Annotated in this window: 16 protein-coding genes; 3 read left to right on the top strand and 13 right to left on the bottom strand. The window is 70.9% G+C overall.

Annotated elements, in window-relative coordinates; all coding sequences use genetic code 11:
• Positions 1–27: 27 nt before the first annotated feature.
• Complete coding sequence (locus AC3RKB_RS11930; protein ID WP_491436361.1) at positions 28–1806, top strand: acetyl/propionyl/methylcrotonyl-CoA carboxylase subunit alpha; 1779 nt, start codon at positions 28–30, stop codon at positions 1804–1806.
• A 334-nt stretch (positions 1807–2140) separates the two neighbouring features.
• Here the strand turns inward: AC3RKB_RS11930 and AC3RKB_RS11925 are convergent, their stop codons facing one another.
• The 3 genes from AC3RKB_RS11925 to AC3RKB_RS11915 form a co-directional block, all read right to left on the bottom strand.
• A complete protein-coding gene (locus AC3RKB_RS11925; RefSeq protein WP_491436360.1) occupies positions 2141–3040 on the bottom strand; it encodes a type IV toxin-antitoxin system AbiEi family antitoxin domain-containing protein in 900 nt (299 codons plus the stop codon).
• A gap of 375 nt (positions 3041–3415) precedes the next feature.
• A complete protein-coding gene (locus AC3RKB_RS11920) occupies positions 3416–4927 on the bottom strand; it encodes an APC family permease (RefSeq protein ID WP_491436359.1) in 1512 nt (503 codons plus the stop codon).
• A 70-nt stretch (positions 4928–4997) separates the two neighbouring features.
• Complete coding sequence (locus AC3RKB_RS11915; RefSeq protein WP_491436358.1) at positions 4998–6440, bottom strand: NAD(P)H-quinone dehydrogenase; 1443 nt, start codon at positions 6438–6440, stop codon at positions 4998–5000.
• Positions 6441–6558: 118 nt separating this feature from the next.
• Between AC3RKB_RS11915 and AC3RKB_RS11910 the strand changes: the two genes are divergently transcribed.
• A complete protein-coding gene (locus AC3RKB_RS11910; protein WP_491436357.1) occupies positions 6559–7383 on the top strand; it encodes a purine-nucleoside phosphorylase in 825 nt (274 codons plus the stop codon).
• An 89-nt stretch (positions 7384–7472) separates the two neighbouring features.
• The gene (locus AC3RKB_RS11905) at positions 7473–9185 is read left to right on the top strand and encodes a phospho-sugar mutase (protein ID WP_491436356.1); all 1713 of its coding nucleotides are present in this window, start codon (positions 7473–7475) and stop codon (positions 9183–9185) included.
• A 9-nt stretch (positions 9186–9194) separates the two neighbouring features.
• On the opposite strand, the gene AC3RKB_RS11900 is transcribed toward AC3RKB_RS11905, so the two are convergent.
• From AC3RKB_RS11900 to AC3RKB_RS11855, 10 genes are all read right to left on the bottom strand, one after another.
• Positions 9195–9479, bottom strand: a complete 285-nt coding sequence (locus AC3RKB_RS11900) for a PTS sugar transporter subunit IIB (RefSeq protein WP_491436355.1) — start codon at positions 9477–9479, stop codon at positions 9195–9197.
• Complete coding sequence (locus AC3RKB_RS11895) at positions 9476–9964, bottom strand: PTS sugar transporter subunit IIA (protein ID WP_491436354.1); 489 nt, start codon at positions 9962–9964, stop codon at positions 9476–9478. The genes AC3RKB_RS11900 and AC3RKB_RS11895 overlap by 4 nt, the downstream gene beginning before the upstream one ends.
• A gap of 16 nt (positions 9965–9980) precedes the next feature.
• Positions 9981–11102, bottom strand: a complete 1122-nt coding sequence (locus tag AC3RKB_RS11890; protein ID WP_491436353.1) for an adenosine deaminase — start codon at positions 11100–11102, stop codon at positions 9981–9983.
• 52 nt (positions 11103–11154) lie between these two features.
• Positions 11155–12456 (bottom strand): thymidine phosphorylase, encoded by a 1302-nt coding sequence (locus AC3RKB_RS11885; protein ID WP_491436352.1) that lies wholly within the window; start codon positions 12454–12456, stop codon positions 11155–11157.
• Entirely contained in the window at positions 12453–12872 is a 420-nt protein-coding gene (locus AC3RKB_RS11880) for a cytidine deaminase (RefSeq protein ID WP_491436351.1), read from the bottom strand. The genes AC3RKB_RS11885 and AC3RKB_RS11880 overlap by 4 nt, the downstream gene beginning before the upstream one ends.
• 13 nt (positions 12873–12885) lie before the next feature.
• Entirely contained in the window at positions 12886–14169 is a 1284-nt protein-coding gene (locus tag AC3RKB_RS11875) for an ABC transporter permease (RefSeq protein WP_491436350.1), read from the bottom strand.
• Positions 14166–15542, bottom strand: a complete 1377-nt coding sequence (locus tag AC3RKB_RS11870; RefSeq protein ID WP_491436349.1) for an ABC transporter permease — start codon at positions 15540–15542, stop codon at positions 14166–14168. The genes AC3RKB_RS11875 and AC3RKB_RS11870 overlap by 4 nt, the downstream gene beginning before the upstream one ends.
• Complete coding sequence (locus tag AC3RKB_RS11865; RefSeq protein ID WP_491436348.1) at positions 15539–17056, bottom strand: ABC transporter ATP-binding protein; 1518 nt, start codon at positions 17054–17056, stop codon at positions 15539–15541. The genes AC3RKB_RS11870 and AC3RKB_RS11865 overlap by 4 nt, the downstream gene beginning before the upstream one ends.
• Before the next feature lie 168 nt (positions 17057–17224).
• On the bottom strand, positions 17225–18325 hold the full coding sequence (locus AC3RKB_RS11860; protein WP_491436347.1) for a BMP family lipoprotein: 1101 nt from the start codon (positions 18323–18325) through the stop codon (positions 17225–17227).
• Positions 18326–18505: 180 nt separating this feature from the next.
• Positions 18506–19570 carry a BMP family lipoprotein gene (locus tag AC3RKB_RS11855; protein ID WP_491436346.1) on the bottom strand — a complete coding sequence of 355 codons (1065 nt, stop codon included), beginning with the start codon at positions 19568–19570 and terminating at the stop codon, positions 18506–18508.
• Positions 19571–19582 lie beyond the last annotated feature (12 nt).

Here is a 19582-nt window from a genome sequence, read left to right as displayed (position 1 = left end):
GGGCATCCCCCAATAGGCTTGGGGATCATGCGTCGCATCACGAAGGTCCTCATCGCCAACCGTGGAGAGATCGCCGTCCGCGTCATCCGCGCAGCTCGCGACGCGGGTATCGGGTCGGTCGCGGTCTACGCCGACCAGGACCGCGACGCCCGCCACGTCAAGCTCGCCGACGAGGCGTACGCGCTCGACGGCACCACGAGCGCCGAGACGTACCTCGTCATCGACAAGCTCCTCTCGGTCGCCCGCCGCTCCGGCGCCGACGCCGTCCACCCCGGCTACGGCTTCCTCGCCGAGAACCCCGACTTCGCCCGCGCGGTCATCGCCGCCGGCCTCGTGTGGATCGGGCCCTCGCCCGAGGCCATCGAGCGCCTCGGTGACAAGGTCTCGGCCCGTCACGTCGCCGAGAAGGTCGGCGCGCCGCTCGCGCCCGGCACCCTCAACCCGGTGGCCGATGCGGCGGAGGTGCTCGAGTTCGTCGACGTGCACGGCCTGCCGGTCGCGATCAAGGCCGCGTTCGGCGGCGGCGGACGCGGACTCAAGGTCGCCCGCACGCGCGACGAGGTCGCCGAGCTCTTCGAGTCCGCCACGCGCGAGGCCGTCGCGGCGTTCGGCCGCGGCGAGTGCTTCGTCGAGAAGTACCTCGACAAGCCGCGCCACGTCGAGACCCAGTGCCTGGCCGACGAGCACGGCAACGTCGTCGTCGTCTCGACCCGCGACTGCTCGCTGCAGCGCCGCCACCAGAAGCTCGTGGAAGAGGCGCCGGCGCCGTTCCTCACCGAGGAGCAGAACCTCCTGCTGTACGAGGCGTCGAAGGCCATCCTCAAGGAGGTCGGCTACGTCGGCGCCGGCACGTGCGAGTTCCTCATCGGCCAGGACGGCACCGTCTCGTTCCTCGAGGTGAACACGCGCCTGCAGGTCGAGCACCCAGTCTCCGAGGAGGTCACGGGCCTCGACCTCGTGCGCGAGCAGTTCCGACTCGCCGAGGGCGGCGTGCTCGACTATCCCGACCCCGAGACCACCGGGCACTCGATCGAGTTCCGCATCAACGGCGAGGACCCGGGCCGCAACTTCCTGCCCGCGCCCGGCCCGATCCACCAGCTGCGCTTCCCGGGCGGCCCCGGCGTGCGCATCGACTCGGGCGTCACGAGCGGCGACGAGATCTCGGGCGCGTTCGACTCGCTGCTGGCCAAGCTCATCGTGACCGGGGCGACGCGCCGCGACGCGCTCGAGCGGGCCCGACGCGCACTCGACGAGTTCGACGTCGCCGGCCTCCCGACGGTGCTGCCGTTCCACCGCGACATCGTGAGCCACCCCGCCTTCGCCCCCGCCGGCGACGAGCCGTTCTCGGTGTACACGCGCTGGATCGAGACGGAGTACGAGAACTCCCTCGAACCGTGGACGGGCGAGCTCGAGCAGTCCAAGGGGCCGGCCGCGCGCACGAGCGTCGTCGTCGAGGTCGACGGCCGTCGGGTCGAGGTCTCGCTGCCGAAGCGCCTCGCGGGCGTGCCGTCGGGCTCCGCGAACGCGGGCCCGGCACCGCGCCGTCGCGCCGTGCACCACTCGGTCGACACCGCCACGGGCGACGCCGTGACCGCGCCGATGCAGGCGACGGTCGTCAAGGTCGCCGTCGCCGAGGGCGACAAGGTCGTCAAGGGCGACCTGGTCCTGGTGCTCGAGGCGATGAAGATGGAGCAGCCGATCGTCGCCCACAAGGACGGCGTCATCGGCCTCGTCAACGCCGAGCCGGGCACCACGGTCTCGAGCGGCCACCTGCTCCTGTCGATCGCCGACGCCGCCGACGCCTGACCCTCGGGCCCGGCCCGCCGACGGCTGACGCCCGGACCCGGCCCGCCGACCCGAATTCAGGACGCGCCGCCGTCCGCGAGGTTCGGAATTCAGGACGCGGCGGCGTGGATCACCGCTTCACACCCGACTTTCCGCGCGCGACCGGAGAGATTCCGGACCGCGGTCCTGAATTCCGACCGTTCCCGGATCGGCGATGCGTCGCGGCATCCTGAATTTTGAACACGCCGGATGTCACGCAACGGGGTCGATGCCCGGATGCCCGGACGATGCGCACGGTCGCGTTCGGCGCCACGGCGGAACGGGCCATGCTCGGCCCTGACGCACTCGAGCGGGATCAGGCCGCAGCGTTCTCCGCGAACGCCCGGACGGCGCCGCGCAACATCGAGGCCGCCACCGCGGGCGACTCGAGGACGATCCGTGCAGGGATCCGCAGCGTGGGCAACCCGAGCGCGAGCAACGCGGCGTCGCGTGCGCGATCCGCCTCGATCTGCTCCTTCGATGAATGGAACTCGTGACCGTCGATCTCGACGACCAGGCGACCCTCGACCACGAAGTCGACCCTTCCGACCCCGGCGAACTCGACCTGCTGAGCGAAATGGAGACCCTGTTCGAGCAGTTCCTCGACGAAGTGGGATTCGGCACCGGACCCCGACCTGCGGCTGAGCAGCATGGCAGGTGCTCCCGGCGGCAGGGACGCGTCGAGCAGTCGCTGGGCTCGAGCAGCACCGATCCGGCCCGAATGGATGGCGGACTCGAATGCCGCTCGGATGTCGCGGCGGGATGCGCACGCGGCGACGTCTGCCAGCGCGGTCGGGAGCCCGACGCGCCACGCCGTGCCCGATGTCCGTGCACCGACCGGGACATCGGTCCAGTGCAGGAGGACCGGTAGGCGGAATCGGTCGGGTGTGAGCGCGGTCGTGCGCGATCGCAGCGCCACGTTCGTGCGGAGTCGGGCGGCGTTCGCGGGGAGGGTGACGTGCACGCAGGTCCCGCTTCCCGACCAGAGGCCCAGCGCCTTCATCGCGCTGATGCAGCCGAGTCGGCCGCCGAGCCGTACGGCCGCGAGCGCCTCGACGCCGGCGGTAGGGGTCGCGTAATGCCCCCGCCGGACACGGCGGATCGCGCCGGCACGAACCGCCGCGGTCAGCTGCCGGCCGGAGAACCCCCGACGGACGAGCTGGCGTCGCGTGGCGATCCCGCCCATCCCGTCGAGGACCTTCCGGATGCGTTCCACCCCTCGATCGTGCTCGGCGCGGTGCCCGCGGACCCCCGTGGCGACGCATCCGTGCACGGCATCGCCTGAACCGCCCCGGTCGAGGAGGGGTCGGTCCGCGTCCACAACTCAGGAACGCCCGCTCCGCCGGCCCGTCGCCAGCGTGCAGTATTCAGGTGCGCACAGCGGATGGCTCAGGCGATGCTGTTCCGAATTCAGGACGAAGCCGCCCGCACGACGCGGTCACGCCGCACTTCTTGTGCGCGAATCGCCCGTACTCGGGACGTGATCCTGAATTCTGGACAGCAGCACCGGAGGCGCATCCTGAATTCCGGCGCTCACCGACACGGGCGCGTCCTGAATTCGGAACACGGCGGGCGAGGCTGGCGGGCGGCGTCACTGGAGCGGCGGCGCCCCCTGCGGGGTCGGCAGCTCGACCTCGCTGACCTGCTCGCCGAGGCGCGAGCGCGGCCGGCCGTAGATCAGGTAGATCACGACGCCGATCGCGAGCCACACGAGGAAGCGCACCCAGGTGAGCGTCGTGAGGTTCAGCATGAGCCAGAGGCACAGCGCCGCCGAGAGGATCGGCAGGACGGGCGACCACGGCACCCGGAATCCACGCGGCAGGTCGGGCCGCGTGCGGCGCAGCACCACGATGCCGATGCTCACCAGCACGAAGGCCGAGAGCGTGCCGATGTTGATCATCTCCTCGAGCAGGCCCACGTCGGTGAACGCGGCGACGAGGGCGACGATCGTGCCGCCGATGATCTGGATGCGCGCCGGCGTCTTCGTGTGGTGCGTGGTCTTGGACAGCCACCGCGGCAGCAGTCCGTCGCGGCTCAGGGCGAAGACGATGCGCGACAGTCCGAGCAGCAGCACCATGATGACGGTCGTGAGTCCGGCGATCGCGCCGACCGAGATCACCGCCGACGCCCAGTCCTGGCCGACGAGCCGGAACGCCGTGGCGAGCGAGGGTGCGTCCTCTTCGGCGAGCTCGCGGTAGGACACCATCCCGGTCATCACGATCGAGACGAGCACGTAGAGCGCGGTGACGATGCCGAGGCCGAGGAAGATGCCGCGCGGCAGTCGCCGCTGCGGCTCGCGGACCTCCTCCGCGCTCGTGGCGACGACGTCGAAGCCGATGAAGGCGAAGAACACGAGCGACGCCGCCGACAGCATCCCGAAGATGCCGTACTGCGCGGGTGCCGCGCCCGTCGCCCACGAGAACAGCGACTGCGTCCACACGTCCTCGGCGCCGCCCTCGGTGGGCACCGGCGCGGGGATGAACGGCGTGAAGTTCGCGGCGTTGATGAAGAAGAACCCGACGACGATCACGAACAGCACGATCGCGACCTTGATGATCGTGAACACGGAGCCGACGCGCGCCGTGAGCTTGGTGCCGGCGACGAGCAGGGCGGTGAACACCGCGACGATCAGGAACGCGGGCCAGCTCACCTCGAGCCCGCCGAGGGAGATCGTCGCGGGGAACGGCAGTCCGAAGGCGAGCAGGGCCTCGCCGAGGTAGACGCCCCAGTACTTCGCGATGACCGCGGCGCCCGTGAACATCTCGAGGATGAGGTCCCAGCCGATGATCCAGGCGAGCAGCTCGCCCATGGTCGCGTACGTGAAGGTGTAGGCGCTCCCGGCGACCGGGACCGTCGAGGCGAACTCGGCGTAGCACATGATCGCGAGACCGCACGTGACGGCCGCGAGCACGAACGAGACGATCACGCTGGGCCCCGCGAAGTTCGCGGCCGCCTGCGCCCCGACCGAGAAGATGCCGGCGCCGACCGCGACGGCGATCCCCATCAGCGCGAGGTCCCAGGTGCCGAGCGAGCGCTTGAGGCTCCGTTCCGCGTCGGCCGAGTCGGCGATCGTCGCCTCGACGGACTTCACCCGCCAGTCCATGAGCTCCCCCTCTCCGGCGCCGGGCGGCGCCGCGGATCCGGCACGCCGTCTCCGTCGAGGGCGCGCAGGGTCAGCGTACGACGTGCATGGCCCTCGCGGCATCCGTCAGCGAGCCCGTCAGCGACGGGTAGACCGGGAACGCCTCGGCGAACTGGTCGACCGTGAGCCGGTGCTCGACCGCGAGCGCGAGCGGGAAGATCAGCTCCGACGCCTTCGGCGCGACGATCACGCCGCCGATGATGGCGCCCGACCCGGCCGAGGCGAACAGCTTCACGAAGCCGTCGCGGATGCCCATCATCTTCGCGCGGGGGTTCGACGACAGCGGCAGCTTGTAGGCGACGCCGGGCACGACGCCCTCGTCGATCTCCTTCTCGGTCCAGCCGACGGTCGCGATCTCGGGCTGGGTGAAGATGTTCGAGGTGATGTTGCGGTTCTCGGGCGGGTTGACGATGTCGCCCATGGCGTGGAACACCGCGGTGCGGCCCTGCATCGACGCGACCGAGGCGAGCGGCAGGAACGTCGTGCAGTCGCCCGCGGCGTAGATGTTCGGCATCGAGGTGCGCGCGACCCGGTTGACGCGGATGTGGCCCGACTCGGCCAGCTGCACGCCGGCCTCCTCGAGCCCGAGGTCGTGCGTGTTCGGCACCGAGCCGACGGCCATGAGGCAGTGCGAGCCGCGCACCTCGCGGCCGTCGGTGAGGGTCGCCACGACGCCGTCGGCGTCGGCGACGACCGACTCTGCGCGTGACTTGTTCATGACCTTCATGCCGTTGCGCTTGAAGACCTTCTCGATGACGGATGCCGCGTCGGCATCTTCGCCGGGGAGCACCTGGTCGCGGCTGGAGATGAGCGTGACCTTCGCGCCGAGCGCGCGGTAGGCCGACGCGAACTCGGCCCCGGTCACGCCGGAGCCGACCACGATGAGGTGCTCGGGCACCTGCTTGAGCGTGTAGAGCTGCGTCCACGTGAGGATCCGCTCGCCGTCGGGCACCGCGGTCGGCAGCACGCGCGGCGTCGCGCCGGTGGAGATCACGAGCGTGTCGGCCTCGATGCGGTCGAAGTCGGTGCCGCCCTTCGCGGTCGACACGATGATCGCGTTCGGGCCGTCGAGCCGTCCCTCGCCCTGCACGAGGTGCACGCCCGCGTCGATGAGGTTGGAGCGCATGTCCTCCGACTGCTGCGCGGCGAGGCCGAGCAGGCGCTTGTTGACGGCCTGCAGGTTGATCGCGACCTGCGGCTTGACCGCCTTGTCCTGCGCGCCCTTGGCGAAGAACTGCACGCCGAGGTCGGCCGCCTCCTTGACCGCGTTCGAGGCCTCGGCGGTCGCGATGAGCGACTTCGACGGCACCACGTCGGTGAGCACCGCCGAGCCGCCGACGCCGGCCCGCTCGACGAGCGTGACCTCGGCACCGAGCTGGGCGGCGGCGAGTGCGGCCTCGTACCCGCCCGGTCCACCTCCGAGTACGGCGATCCTCTGCGTGCGCTCGAACTCGGTGTGCGACATGCCGACCATTCTTCCGCACCGGAGACGACCCGCGCGAACGCGAGCGGGCGGGCGGATGACGCGCTCAGGCGAGCACCGTGGTGCGCGCGTCGTGCCGCGACATCCGCCCCTTGCGTACCATGAGGGGATGCAGCAGCAGAACCCGCTCGACGACCCCGCCGCCGACCCGTTCGCCATCGCCCGCGATGCGGCCGCCCGCATCGCGGAGCTGACCGGCGTGGAGCGCCACGACCTCGCCCTCACGCTCGGCTCGGGCTGGGGCGCCGCGGCCGAGCTCATCGGCGAGACGACCCACACCATCCATGCCGACGAGATCCCGGGCTTCTCGAAGCCGGCGCTCGAGGGGCACGTCGGCACGCTGCGCTCGGTCGCGCTGCCGAACGGCAAGCGGGCGCTCGTGATCGGCGCGCGCACGCACTACTACGAGGGCCACGGCGTGCGCCGGGTCGTGCACTCCGTCCGCACCGCCGCGGCCACGGGCGCCTCGACCATGATCCTCACCAACGGCGCCGGCGGCATCAAGGAGCACTCGGCCGGCACCGCGATGCTCATCAGCGACCACATCAACCTCACGGGCGATTCGCCGCTCGAGGGCGCGACGTTCGTCGACCTCACCGACCTGTACTCGTCGCGACTGCGCGACCTCGCGCGCGGCATCGACCCGACGCTCGACGAGGGCGTGTACGTGCAGTTCCGCGGCCCGCACTACGAGACGCCGGCCGAGGTGCAGATGGCCAAGATCATCGGCGGGCACATCGTGGGCATGTCGACCGCGCTCGAGGCGATCGCCGCGCGCCAGGCGGGCATGGAGGTGCTCGGCATGTCGCTCATCACGAACCTCGCCGCGGGCATCCAGGCCACCCCGCTCAGCCACGAGGAGGTGCTCGAGGCCGGCCGCAACGCCGAGGCCAAGATCTCCGACCTCCTCGCGAAGGTCGTCGCGGCCATCTAGGCGGGCCGACCGGCCGACCGCAGCACCACCCGCACCACCGGCACACGCGGCGCGACGCAGCGCCGCCGCATCGAGAGAGAAGGCAACGGATGCCGCAGCCCACCGACGCCGACCGGATCGCCCTCGCCGAGGCGTGGATCGCCCAGGACCCCGACCCCGAGACCCGCGACGAGCTCGCCGCGATCGTCGCGGGTGCGCGCTCGGGCGACGTCGCGGCGTCCGCCGACCTCGCCGACCGCTTCGACACGCGGCTCGCGTTCGGCACCGCGGGCCTGCGCGGCGAGATCGCGGCCGGGCCGAACCGGATGAACCGCGTGCTCGTGTCGCAGGGCGCCGCGGGCCTCGCGGCGTACCTGCTCGAGCGCCGAGCGGACGGCGCGACCCCGAGCGTCGTCGTCGGGTACGACGGCCGCCGCAACTCCGAGGCGTTCGCACGGGATGTCGCCGAGGTCATGTCCGGAGCCGGCGTGCGCGCCGTCCTGCTCCCCCGCCTGCTGCCCACGCCGGTGCTCGCGTTCGCCGTCCGCCACCTCGACACGAGCGCGGGCGTCATGATCACGGCCTCGCACAACCCGCCGAACGACAACGGCATGAAGGTCTACCTCGGCGGCGATGATGCCGGCTCGCAGATCGTCGCACCGGCCGACGCCGAGATCGCCACGCACATCCTCCGCGTCGCCGAGACCGCGACGGTGCCCGACCTGCCGCGCGGCGCCGTCGAGACGGCGCCCGAGTCGGTCGTCGAGGCGTACGTCGCCGAGACCGCCGCGGTCGCCGCACGGCCGGCCGCGCAGCCGCGCGTCGTCTACACGGCCATGCACGGCGTCGGCTGGGAGACCATGCGGCGCGTGCTCGAGACGGCGGGCTTCGACGTGCCGTCGCTCGTCGAGGCGCAGATCGAGCCCGACGGGCGCTTCCCGACCGTGGCGTTCCCGAACCCGGAGGAGCCCGGTGCGATGGACCTCTCGTTCGAGGCCGCGCGCGAGGCCGGCGCCGACCTCGTCATCGCCAACGACCCCGACGCCGACCGGCTCGCGATCGCGATCCCCGACGCATCCGATGCCTCCGGGTTCCGGCGGCTCTCGGGCAACGAGGTCGGGCTGCTGCTCGGCTGGCAGGTCGCCGAGCAGGTGGATGGCGCGGGCGCGACGGGCGGCACGGGCACCGCCGGTCGCGGCACGCTCGCGTGCTCGATCGTCTCCTCCCCGGGTCTCGAGGCCGTCGCGCACGCCTACGGCCTCGACTTCGCCTCGACGCTCACGGGGTTCAAGTGGATCTCGCGTGCGCCCGGGCTGGTGTTCGGCTTCGAGGAGGCGCTCGGGTACCTCGTGAACCCTCGCACGCTCCGCGACAAGGACGGCATCTCGGCCGGGCTCGCGTTCCTCTCGCTCGCGGCGCGGGCGGCCTCCGACGGCCGCACGGTCGCCGACCTGCTCGACGAGTTCGTCGAGCGGTTCGGCTGCTTCGCCTCGTCGCAGGTGTCGATCCGGGTGACCGACCTGTCGCGGATCGCCTCGGTCATGGCGCGCCTGCGCGCCGAGCCGCCGGCCGAGGTGGGCGGGGTCCGCGTCGAGCGCATCGACGACCTCGCTGAGGGCGTCGACGGGCTGCCGCCCTCCGACGTGCTCCGCATCCGCCTCGAGGGCGGCGCACGCGTCATGGTGCGGCCGAGCGGCACCGAGCCGAAGCTCAAGGTCTACATCGACGCGGCGTCGACCGAGGGCTCGGTCGCGGAGCGCCGCGCCGCGGCATCCGACCTCGTCGCCCGGCTCGAGTCCGGCATGCGGGCACTCGTGGCCTGACGCGCGGCGTCAGCCCAGCGATGCCTCGAGCTTGCGGCCGATCTCGTCGACGTCGAAGTAGTTCTCGACCTCGATGATCTCGGCCCACGTGCGGCCGATCGCCGTGCGCACCTGGCCGGCGAGCTCGCTCGAGGTGAGCACGACCTGGGCGTCGGTCGCCGCCGCGCGGACGCCCGCGAGGTCGCTCGCGTCGACGTCGGCCTCGAGCCCGAGCCGGTCGAGGGCCCGCTCGGCGTTCGCCTTCAGGATCGCCGAGGTGCCGATGCCCAGGCCGCACACCGCGACGATCCTCATGAGCCCGCTCCCGCGGCATCCGTCGTCTCGCGACCCGGCCCGCCGGCGCCGTCGAACACGGCTCGCACCTCGGCGACCGACGTCGCGCCGGCGAGCCGCTCGATCGCGGTGCGCTCGTTGAACACGTTGGCCAGCCCGGCGACGCTCGCGACGTGCTCCTCGGCATTCGAGACCGCGAGCCCGACGACGACGCGGACGGGGTCGTTGTGCGGGTGGCCGAACGCGACCGGCTCGGACAGGGTGACGACGGCGAGGCCGCTGCGGAGCACGTCGGGCCCGGGGCGTGCATGCGCGAGCGCGAGGCCCGGGGCGATGACGATGTACGCGCCGAACTCCTCGAGCACCTCGATCATGCGGTCGGCGTAGCCCTCGCGCGTGGAGCCCGACCGGGTGAGCGCGCGGCCGGCCTCGCGCACCGCGGCACGCCAGTCGGCCGCGTCGGCCCCGAGGGTCACGGCGGTGTCGGGAAGGGGAGGCAGCGTCATCGTGATGGGGAGCGGATCAGGCCTCGTCGAAGCCGTCCTGGATCTGCTCGACCAGGTCCTCCCGGTCGTCGAGCGGGAGGAACGCCGCGGCGGCGGCATTCAGCTGGAACACCTCGAGGTCGTCGACGTCGTAGCCGAACGCGTCGGCGAGCAGCGAGAGCTCGCGCGTGAGGCTCGTGCCCGACTGCAGGCGGTTGTCGGTGTTGACCGTGACGCGGAAACCCAGCTGGTACAGCAGGTCGAAGGGGTGATCGACGAGCTCGTCGCCCCACGCCGCGATGGCACCGGTCTGCAGGTTGGAGGACGGGCTCGTCTCGAGCGCGATCTCGCGGTCGCGCACCCACTGCGCGACCGGGCCGAGCGAGACGTAGGTGTTCTCGTCGTCCTGACGCTCGATCGTGAGGTCTTCGGCGAGGCGCACGCCGTGCCCGAGTCTCAACGCGCGCCCGTCGAACAGGGCGCTGCGGATCGAGTCGAGCCCGTCGGCCTCGCCCGCGTGCACGGTCACGGGCATGAAGCGCGTCGCGAGGAAGTCGAACGCCGTGCGGTGCCGGCTCGCGGGGAACCCGGCCTCGGCGCCCGCGATGTCGAACCCGACGACGCCGCGATCGCGGTGGCGCACGGCGAGTTCGGCGATCTCGAGGCCGCGATCGGCGTGGCGCATCGCGGTGATCAGCTGGCCGACCCGGATGCGGCGACCCTGGCGCCGCACGTCGTCGACGCCCTCGTCGAGGCCGGCCTGGACCGCCTCGACGACCTCGTCGAGCGAGAGGCCGCGCGCCAGGTGCTGCTCGGGCGCCCAGCGCACCTCGCCGTAGATCACGCCGTCGTCGGCGAGGTCGAGCACGAACTCGCGGGCCACCCGGGCGAGGCCGTCGCGCGTCTGCATGACCGAGGTGGTCAGGTCGAACGTCTTCAGGTACTCCACGAGCGACCCCGAGTTCGACTGCTCGGAGAACCACGCGCCGAGCGACTCGGCGTCGGGCGCCGGCAGCTCGAGGCCGTTCTCCTCGGCGAGTTCGATCAGGGTCTGCGGCCGCAGGCCGCCGTCGAGGTGATCGTGCAACGAGATCTTGGGCAGCGACCGGATATCGGTGCCGTCCCCCTCGAGCCGGTATTCGGTCGCGTGCGTGTCCACCCCACAACGATACCGGCGCGGACCCCGCCCGTCGCGGCGATTTCGTGCGGCGTCAGCGCCCGATGCGATCGGCGATCAGCGGACCGCCGTCCTCGACGGGTTCGCCGGGGTCGCCGATCGTCCAGGCGCCGTCGACCGCCTCGAGTGCGCGCGCGAAGCGCGCCGGCTCGTCGGCGAACAACGTGAAGAGCGGCTCGCCCGTGCGCACGGCGTCGCCCGGCTTGGCGTGCAGGTCGATGCCCGCGGCGTGCTGCACCGGATCCTCCTTGCGCGCGCGGCCGGCGCCCAGCCGCCATGCGGCGATGCCGAACGGCAGGGCCTCCTGGCGGACGAGCACGCCGTCGCGCTCGGCGGTCACGACGTGCTGCTCCTTCGCGACTGGGAGCGGGGCGTCGGGGTCGCCGCCCTGCGCGCGGATGGCGGCGCGCCAGGTGTCCATCGCACGCCCGTCGTCGAGTGCGGCCTCGACGTCGGCGTCGGCCCGGCCCGCGAGGGCGAGCATCTCGCGCGCGAGCGCGACGGTCAGCTCGCGGATGTCGGCGGGCCCGCCGCCCGCGAGGACCTCGACCGATTCGCGCACCTCGTTGGCGTTGCCGATCGTGAGGCCGAGCGGGACGTTCATGTTGGTGAGCAGCGCGGACGTCGCGACGCCCGCGTCCTCTCCGAGCTCGACCATCGTGCGCGCGAGCTCGCGCGACCGCTCGATGTCCTTCAGGAACGCACCGGAGCCGAACTTCACGTCGAGCACGAGCGCGCCCGTGCCCTCGGCGATCTTCTTCGACATGATCGAGGACGCGATGAGCGGGATGGCCTCGACCGTGCCCGTGATGTCGCGCAGCGCGTAGAGCTTCTTGTCGGCCGGCGCGAGCCCCGCTCCGGCGGCGCAGATGACGCCGCCGACGTCGCGGAGCTGAGCGAACATCTCGTCGTTGGTCAGCTCGGCCCGCCAGCCCGGGATCGATTCGAGCTTGTCGAGCGTGCCGCCCGTGTGGCCGAGTCCGCGCCCCGACAGCTGCGGCACGGCGACGCCGAACGACGCGACGAGCGGCATGAGCGGGAGCGTGATCTTGTCGCCGACCCCGCCGGTCGAGTGCTTGTCGGTCGTGGGCTTGCCGAGCCCGGAGAAGTCCATCCGCTCCCCCGACGCGATCATCGCCATGGTCATGTCGCGGATCTCGCGACGCGACATGCCGTTGAGGAAGATCGCCATGGTCATGGCCGACATCTGCTCGTCGGCGACGTAGCCGCGCGTGTACGCGTCGACGAGCCAGTCGATCTGGTCGGTCGACAGCTCACCGCGGTCGCGCTTGGTGTGGATCAGGTCGACGGCGTCGAAGGCCTCGACGGCGCTCATTCGGACTCCCCTCGGAACTCGGCGAGCTGACGCGGACCGAACGCGTCGGGCAGCACCTCGTCGATGGTCTTCACGCCCGAGACGGTCTCGAGCAGCATCCCCTCGGCCGAGTGCTCGTAGAGCAGCTGGCGGCAGCGGCCGCACGGCATGAGGACGTTGCCGTGTCCGTCGACGCAGGTGAACGCGGTGAGCTTGCCGCCGCCCGACATCACGAGCGCCGAGACGAGCGAGCACTCGGCGCACAGCGTGACGCCGTACGAGGCGTTCTCGACGTTGCAGCCGCTGACGACGCGGCCGTCGTCGGCGATCGCCGCCGCGCCGACCGGGAACTGCGAGTAGGGGACGTACGCCTTCGCCATCGCCTCGCGGGCGATCTCGCGGAGGTGGTCCCAGTCGATCTCGTGCTGGGCGGTCATGGTGCTCCTCGGGTCACGACTTGATGTACGGCTTGCCGGCTGCCGCTGGGCCGCGCACCTTGCCGACGAACCCGGCGACGGCGAGGATCGTGACGACGTAGGGCAGCATGAGCATGAACTCGCTCGGCACCGGCGAGCCGATCACCGAGAGCGTGTTCTGCAGGTTCGACGCGAAGCCGAACAGCAGCGCCGCGAGCGTCGCCTTGATCGGATCCCACTGGCCGAAGATCACCGCGGCGAGCGCGATGAAGCCCGCACCCGCGGTCATCTCCTTGTTGAACGCGATGCCGGATCCGATCGTGAAGAAGGTGCCGCCGAGGCCGGCGATCGCGCCGGCGAGGGCGACGTTCCAGAACCGCGTGCGGTTGACCTTGATGCCGACCGTGTCGGCGGCCGTCGGGTGCTCGCCGACGGCTCGGAGTCGCAGTCCCCACTTGGTGTGGAACAGGCCGATGTACACCAGCGCCACCACGACGTACATGATGTACACGACGAGCGTCTGGCGGAACAGGACGGGCCCGATGATCGGGATCTCGCTCAGGATGGGGATCGGCAGGCGGTCGAAGCGCGGCGGCGTGTTCAGCGTGGCCGCGTTCGGTGCGAGCACCTGCGAGAAGAAGAAGCTCGTGAGGCCGATGACGAGGACGTTCAGCACGACACCGACGATGACCTGGTCGACGAAGTACTTGATCGCGAAGGCCGCGAGCACCATGCCGACGAGCATGCCGGCGACCATCGCGGCGACGAGGCCGAGCAGCGGCTGGCCCGTCACCGACGCGACGATGGCCGCGGTGAACGCGCCGGAGAGCAGCTGGCCCTCGATCGCGATGTTGATGACGCCGACCCGCTCGCCGATGACGCCGGCGAGCGAACCGTAGATGAGCGGCACGGCCAGGCTCAGCGATCCGAACAGCAGGCCGATCATCGGGATGGTCGCGCCGGCCGCGGCCCAGGTGAGGAAGCCGATCATGAAGAGGATCGCGAAGACGACGATGAGCCAGAGCGGAACGCGCCGCTTGCGCGACACGAGCCAGGCGGAGTAGGCCGTGCCGAGCGCGAGCAGCAGGATGATGACCCAGAGCGTCGGCATCGCCGGTACCGAGATCTCCGGAAGCTGGATCACGTCGACCTGGGTCGACAGGCGGAACGTCGTCTCACCGTCGCGTGGAGCGAACACCGCCAGCGCGAGCGCGATCAGCGTGAAGACCGCGAAGACGATCGGGCCCTTCCAGCTGGTGACGACCGTGGTGTCGAGCGCCTGGACCTGGGGCGCGGGGGTCTGGACGGTTGCGCTCACTTGGCCGCCACCTCCTTCGTGACGATGGGCCGCGGTCGCTTCGGAGCCGATGCCGGATCGGGCAGGCGGAAGATCGTGCGGACGAGCGGCGGGGCGGCGATGAAGAGCACGATGAGCGACTGGACGACCAGCACGATCTCGATCGGCACCCCCTCCGCGGCCTGCATCGAGAAGCCGCCGGCCTTGAACGCGCCGAACAGGATGCCTGCGATGAAGATGCCCCACGGGGTCGAGCGGCCGAGGAGCGCGACCGTGATCGCGTCGAAGCCGATGCCCGCGTCGATGCCGGCGGTGAAGCCGGTGGTCACGGTGCCGAGCACCTGGCTGACGCCCGCGAGGCCGAGCAGTGCGCCGGCGATGAGCATGGCGTACACGTACATCGACTTCACGTTGATGCCCGCGACGCGAGCGGCGTTGGGGTTCTCGCCGACCGCGCGGAAGCGGAAGCCGAGGCTCGAGCGGTTCAGGATCCACCAGACCACGACGGTGGCGATGACCACGAGGACGAACCCGAAGTGCAGGTTGAACTGCGGTCCGAGCAGCGCGGGGAAGATCGCGGTGTCCTTCATCGCGGGCGTCTTCGGGTTGCTCGATCCCGGCGCCTGCAGCAGGCCGGGGGTCCGGAGCATCCACGAGACGAGGTAGAACGCCACGTAGTTCAGCATGATCGTCACGATCACCTCGTGGGCGCCCGTGCGGGCCTTCAGGACGCCGGCGATGCCGGCCCAGAGCGCCCCGCCGATCAGGCCGCCGATGAGCGCCACGAACATGTGGATGCCCCACGGCAGGTCGAATCCGAACGCGATCCAGCCGGCGATCGAGGCCGCGATCAGCATCTGGCCGCGGCCGCCGATGTTGAACATGCCGACGCGGAACGCGAGGCCGACGCCGAGGCCGCCCGCGATGAGGGGCGTCGCGAAGGTCAGGGTCTCGGTCAGGGGTCGGATGCCGGCGATGAAGTCGTCGCGCCGGAAGTTGTAGACCGCGCCCTGGAACAGCGCGGCGTAGGCGCCCGCCACCGAGTCCCAGACGGCGAAGAGCATGTCGGTCGGTCGCGCGAAGAAGTAGGCGCTCGTCTCCTGGACGCGCTCGTCGGTGAACGCGATCATGATGGCGCCGACGAGCAGGGCGAGCAGCACCGCCAGCACCGAGATGATCGCGTTGCCGGTCGTGATCTGGCGCAGCATCGTGTGCCAGCGGGAGGGCGGCGGGACCCCGTCGTCGCCGCGGGTGCCGGCAGAGGCGCGGACGTCGTCGTCGACGTCCTGCGGGTGGGGTGCCGCGACGCCGGGCCGCTCGATCGCGACGTCGGCGTCGAGGTGTCCGGTTGCACCGGTCGAGCCGGTGGCCTCGGGCTTCTGGGGGTCGCTCATGCCGCGGCTCCTTCTCCGGGGTGTTCTCCGGCCATCATGAGGCCGAGGACGTCGCGGGGCGTGTCGCCCGGCACGATGCCGACGATGCGCCCGCGGTACATGACCATGATGCGGTCGGCGAGGGCGGTGACCTCGTCGAGCTCGGTCGAGACGACGACGACGGGAACACCCGAGTCGCGCGCCTCGACGATCTCTTTATGGATGAACTCGATCGATCCGACGTCGACGCCGCGCGTGGGCTGGGCGGCGACGAGCAGCCGGAGGTCGCGGCTCAGCTCGCGGGCCAGCACGACCTTCTGCTGGTTTCCGCCCGACAACTGCCGCGCCTTCGAGTCGATGCCCTGGGTGCGGACGTCGAACTCCTTGACCTTCTCGCGCGCGAACTCCTCGAGCACGCCGCGCTGGATGTTGCCGGCACGGACGAAGGGCGCACCGCTGCTGCGGTCGAGCATCAGGTTCTCGGCGATGGTGAACTCGCCGACAAGCCCGTCCTCGGTGCGGTCCTCCGGCACGAAGCCGATCCCCGCATCGAGCCGCTGTCGCACGCTCGCGCCCGTGAGGTCGCGACCGTCGAGCGTGATCGAGCCGCGGACGCGTGGCTGGAGCCCGAGCAGCGCCTCGGTCAGCTCGGTCTGGCCGTTGCCCTGGACCCCGGCGACCGCGAGGATCTCGCCGCGGCGCACGGTGAAGCTCACGTCGTTGACGACGAGCTGTCCGATGTGGTCGATGACGGTGAGCCCCTCGACGACCAGGGCGGGATCGCCCAGCTTCGGCTCCTCCTTGTGGACGGTCAGCTCGACGGCGCGGCCGACCATGAGCGAGGCGAGCTCGGCGTTCGTGGCGGTCGGCGACGCCTCGCCGACGACCTTGCCGAGGCGGATGACGGTGATGGTGTCGGCGACCTCGCGCACCTCGCGCAGCTTGTGCGTGATGAACACGATCGAGGTGCCCGATTCCTTGAGCTGGCGCATGATGCCCATGAGCTCGTCGGTCTCCTGCGGGGTGAGCACCGCGGTCGGCTCGTCGAAGACGATCACGCGTGCGTCTCGCGAGAGCGCCTTGATGATCTCGACCCGCTGCTGGACGCCGACCGGGAGGTCGTCGACGAGCGCGTCGGGGTCGACGTGGAAGCCGAACCGGTCGGAGATCTCCTTGACCTTCTGGCGGGCGGCCGCGAGGTCGAGGACGCCGCCGGCCTTCGTGGCCTCGTGGCCGAGCATGACGTTCTCGGCGACCGTGAACACGGGGATGAGCATGAAGTGCTGGTGGACCATGCCGATGCCCGCGGCCATGGCGTCGCCGGGACCGGCGAAGTGCTGCACCTCGCCGTCGAGGAGCACCTCGCCCTCGTCTGCCTGGTAGAGACCGTAGAGCACGTTCATGAGCGTCGACTTGCCTGCACCGTTCTCGCCGAGGAGGCAGTGGATCTCTCCTGCCTCAACGGTGAGGTCGATGTGGTCGTTTGCGACCAAGCTGCCGAATCGCTTCGTGATGCCGCGAAGTTCGAGCTTCATGTCCCCGATCCTACTGAGATGGCTGCATCCGTTGGAGATGCTGCGCGTATGTTGAAGCGCCCGGGTGGGACCTGCTCAGATGTTGGTTTGCATCCGCGCGGGTGCGCATCCGAACGCCGATCGGGGAGGCCGGCATGCGCCGACCTCCCCGATCATGGTGTTCCGCCCTTACTGGGCCAGGTAGGACTCGACCTCGATGTCGCCGGCGATGATCGCGGCCTTGAGGTCTTCCAGCTCGCCCGCGAGCTCAGCCGGGACCTTGTCCTCGAAGTCGTGGAACGGCGCGATGCCCACGCCCTCGTTCTCGAGCGTGCCGATGAACGGCGTCGGGTCGAACTCGCCGTTGCCCGCGGCGAGCACGGCCTCCTCGGTACCGACGTCGATGCCCTTGAGGATCGAGGTGAGCATGAGGTCGGCGACCGACGGGTCGGTCTCAGTGAAGTCGGCGTCGACGCCGATCATCGCGATCTCACGGCCCGCCTCGCGGATGGCCGCAGCCGCCGACTGGTAGATCGGGCCGCCGACGGGAAGGAGCACGTCGACGTTCTGGTCGATGAGGGCCTGGGCCTTCTGGCGAGCGGTGTCGTTCGCCTCGAATCCGCCGGTGAACTCGCCGTCCTGTGCCGCGCGGTCCCAGCCGAGGACCTTGACGTCGGTCCCCTTCTCCTGGTTGTGGTACTCGACGCCCTGGGCGAAACCGTCCATGAAGATCGAGACGGTCGGGAAGTTCATGCCGCCGAAGGTGCCGACGATGCCGGTCTGCGAGTAGGCCGCTGCCGCGTAGCCGGCGAGGAACGCCGCCTGCGCGGTGTCGAAGATGATCGGCTTGATGTTCTCGAAGTCGGTCGTGCCGTCGAAGTCGAGGTCGACCGTGTCGTCGATCGAGACGTACTCGATGTCGGGGTTCGCCTCGGCCGACTCGCCCGCAGCCGCGGCGAGCGCGAAGCCGACGGTGACGATGAGGTTGCAGCCCTGGTCGACGAGGTTCGTCAGGTTCGGGGCGTAGTCCGTCTCGGAGTCGGACTGGACGGTGACCGGCTCGACGCCGAGCTCGTCGGACGCCGCCGTGAGGCCCTCGAACCCGAGCTGGTTGAAGGACTTGTCATCGAAGCCGCCCGCGTCGGAGACCATGCAGGGCAGGAAGTCGAGCGCCTCTCCGCCGCCGCCGTCCTCCGTCTCCTCGGGAGCCGAAGCGCAACCCGCGAGCAGCGCGACCACGCCGACCGTCGCGAGACCGCTGACCGCGGCCTTCTTGAACGTGAACGTCACAGTGTCCTCCAAACGACTGCACCCCGACCAGGACCCGGGGACCGTGAGGTCACGTTACCCAAAGTTGCGTTCGGCGCCATCGGACCTTGGGCCCCCTGCGGGCAATGGTTATGAAGCCGCGACATTCTGCTCACATGAGCAGGCGGGTTCACCCCCGAGCGGGGGTCGCGACATCCGGAGTCAGGGCGTCGAGGGTGACTCGACGACGATCTCGCCCGCGATGACGGCCTGCCGCAGCCCCTCGATCTCGCCCTGCAGCTCGGGGCTCACGAGCGGTTCGAGGTCGTGGAACGGCGCGATCTCGACCCCGCCGTTCTCGAGGGTGCCGACGTAGGGCGCGTTCGTGAACGCGTCGTCGACGACGTCGCCGACGATCTCCACCATCGCCTGCTGCGTGTTCTTCAGCACGCTCGTGAGCAAGACCGGGCGGAACTCCTCGGGGAGCGTCTCGTACCCGTCGCTGTCGACCCAGATGATCGACGTGCCGCCCCGCTCGAGTGCGGCCGCGGCGGCTCCCTCGCCGACCTGCCCGGCCACCGGGAGGATGACGTCGGCGCCCTGATCGATGAAGCCCTCGGTGAGCACCTTGCCCTTGTTGACGTCCTCGAAGTCGCCGGTGAACGAGCCGTCCTGCGCCGCCTTGTCCCAGCCGAGCGCGCGCACCGCCGTGCCGTGGACCTCGTTGTACTTGGCGACGCCGTCGACGAAGCCGTCCATGAACAGGGTCACCGGCGGCTGGTTGCCGCCGCCGAACGTCGCCACGACGCCGGTCTTCGACACCCCCGCGGCGAGGTACCCGGCGAGGAAGGAGGCCTGCGCGGTGTCGAAGACCACGGGCTTGACGTTCTCGGCCTCGACGACCTCGTCGACGATCGCGAACGCGAGGTCGGGGTTGGCCTGCGCCTGCTCGAGCGTGGCCTCCGCGAGCTCGTAGCCGACGGTCACCACGAGCTCGCAGCCCGAGTCCACCGCCTGCTGCACGTTCGGAGCGAGGTCGGTCTCGCCCGTCGAGACGATCGCCTCGGCCTCGACCCCGTACTCCTCCTCGGCCTGCTGCAGCCCCTCCCAGCTCGACTGGTTGAAGGAACGGTCCTCGAGCCCGCCCGAGTTCGTCACCATCCGGACGCAGCCTTCGGCCTGCTCTCCGCCGTCGTCGCCGCCCTCGGGCGCCTGCCCGCACCCCGCGAGGGCGAGGGATGCCGCGATGAGCGCGACTCCGAACGTGAGGGATCTGCGCACCGGCATCCGTCGACCGCC

Source organism: Agromyces capsici (assembly GCF_058349965.1).
The sequence above is the reverse complement of the archived record's forward strand: the minus strand, read 5'-3'. Positions and strand labels throughout refer to the sequence as shown.

Bases quoted from the DNA above. Each gene is read 5' to 3' on its own strand.
- AC3RKB_RS11920 (WP_491436359.1), bottom strand. From the start codon at position 4,927: ATGGACTGGCGGGTGAAGTCCGTCGAGGCGACGATCGCCGACTCGGCC.
- AC3RKB_RS11855 (WP_491436346.1), bottom strand. From the start codon at position 19,570: ATGCCGGTGCGCAGATCCCTCACGTTCGGAGTCGCGCTCATCGCGGCA.
- AC3RKB_RS11865 (WP_491436348.1), bottom strand. From the start codon at position 17,056: ATGAAGCTCGAACTTCGCGGCATCACGAAGCGATTCGGCAGCTTGGTC.
- AC3RKB_RS11915 (WP_491436358.1), bottom strand. From the start codon at position 6,440: ATGGTCGGCATGTCGCACACCGAGTTCGAGCGCACGCAGAGGATCGCC.
- AC3RKB_RS11880 (WP_491436351.1), bottom strand. From the start codon at position 12,872: ATGACCGCCCAGCACGAGATCGACTGGGACCACCTCCGCGAGATCGCC.
- AC3RKB_RS11885 (WP_491436352.1), bottom strand. From the start codon at position 12,456: ATGAGCGCCGTCGAGGCCTTCGACGCCGTCGACCTGATCCACACCAAG.
- AC3RKB_RS11930 (WP_491436361.1), top strand. From the start codon at position 28: ATGCGTCGCATCACGAAGGTCCTCATCGCCAACCGTGGAGAGATCGCC.
- AC3RKB_RS11895 (WP_491436354.1), bottom strand. From the start codon at position 9,964: ATGACGCTGCCTCCCCTTCCCGACACCGCCGTGACCCTCGGGGCCGAC.
- AC3RKB_RS11910 (WP_491436357.1), top strand. From the start codon at position 6,559: ATGCAGCAGCAGAACCCGCTCGACGACCCCGCCGCCGACCCGTTCGCC.
- AC3RKB_RS11900 (WP_491436355.1), bottom strand. From the start codon at position 9,479: ATGAGGATCGTCGCGGTGTGCGGCCTGGGCATCGGCACCTCGGCGATC.
- AC3RKB_RS11870 (WP_491436349.1), bottom strand. From the start codon at position 15,542: ATGAGCGACCCCCAGAAGCCCGAGGCCACCGGCTCGACCGGTGCAACC.
- AC3RKB_RS11905 (WP_491436356.1), top strand. From the start codon at position 7,473: ATGCCGCAGCCCACCGACGCCGACCGGATCGCCCTCGCCGAGGCGTGG.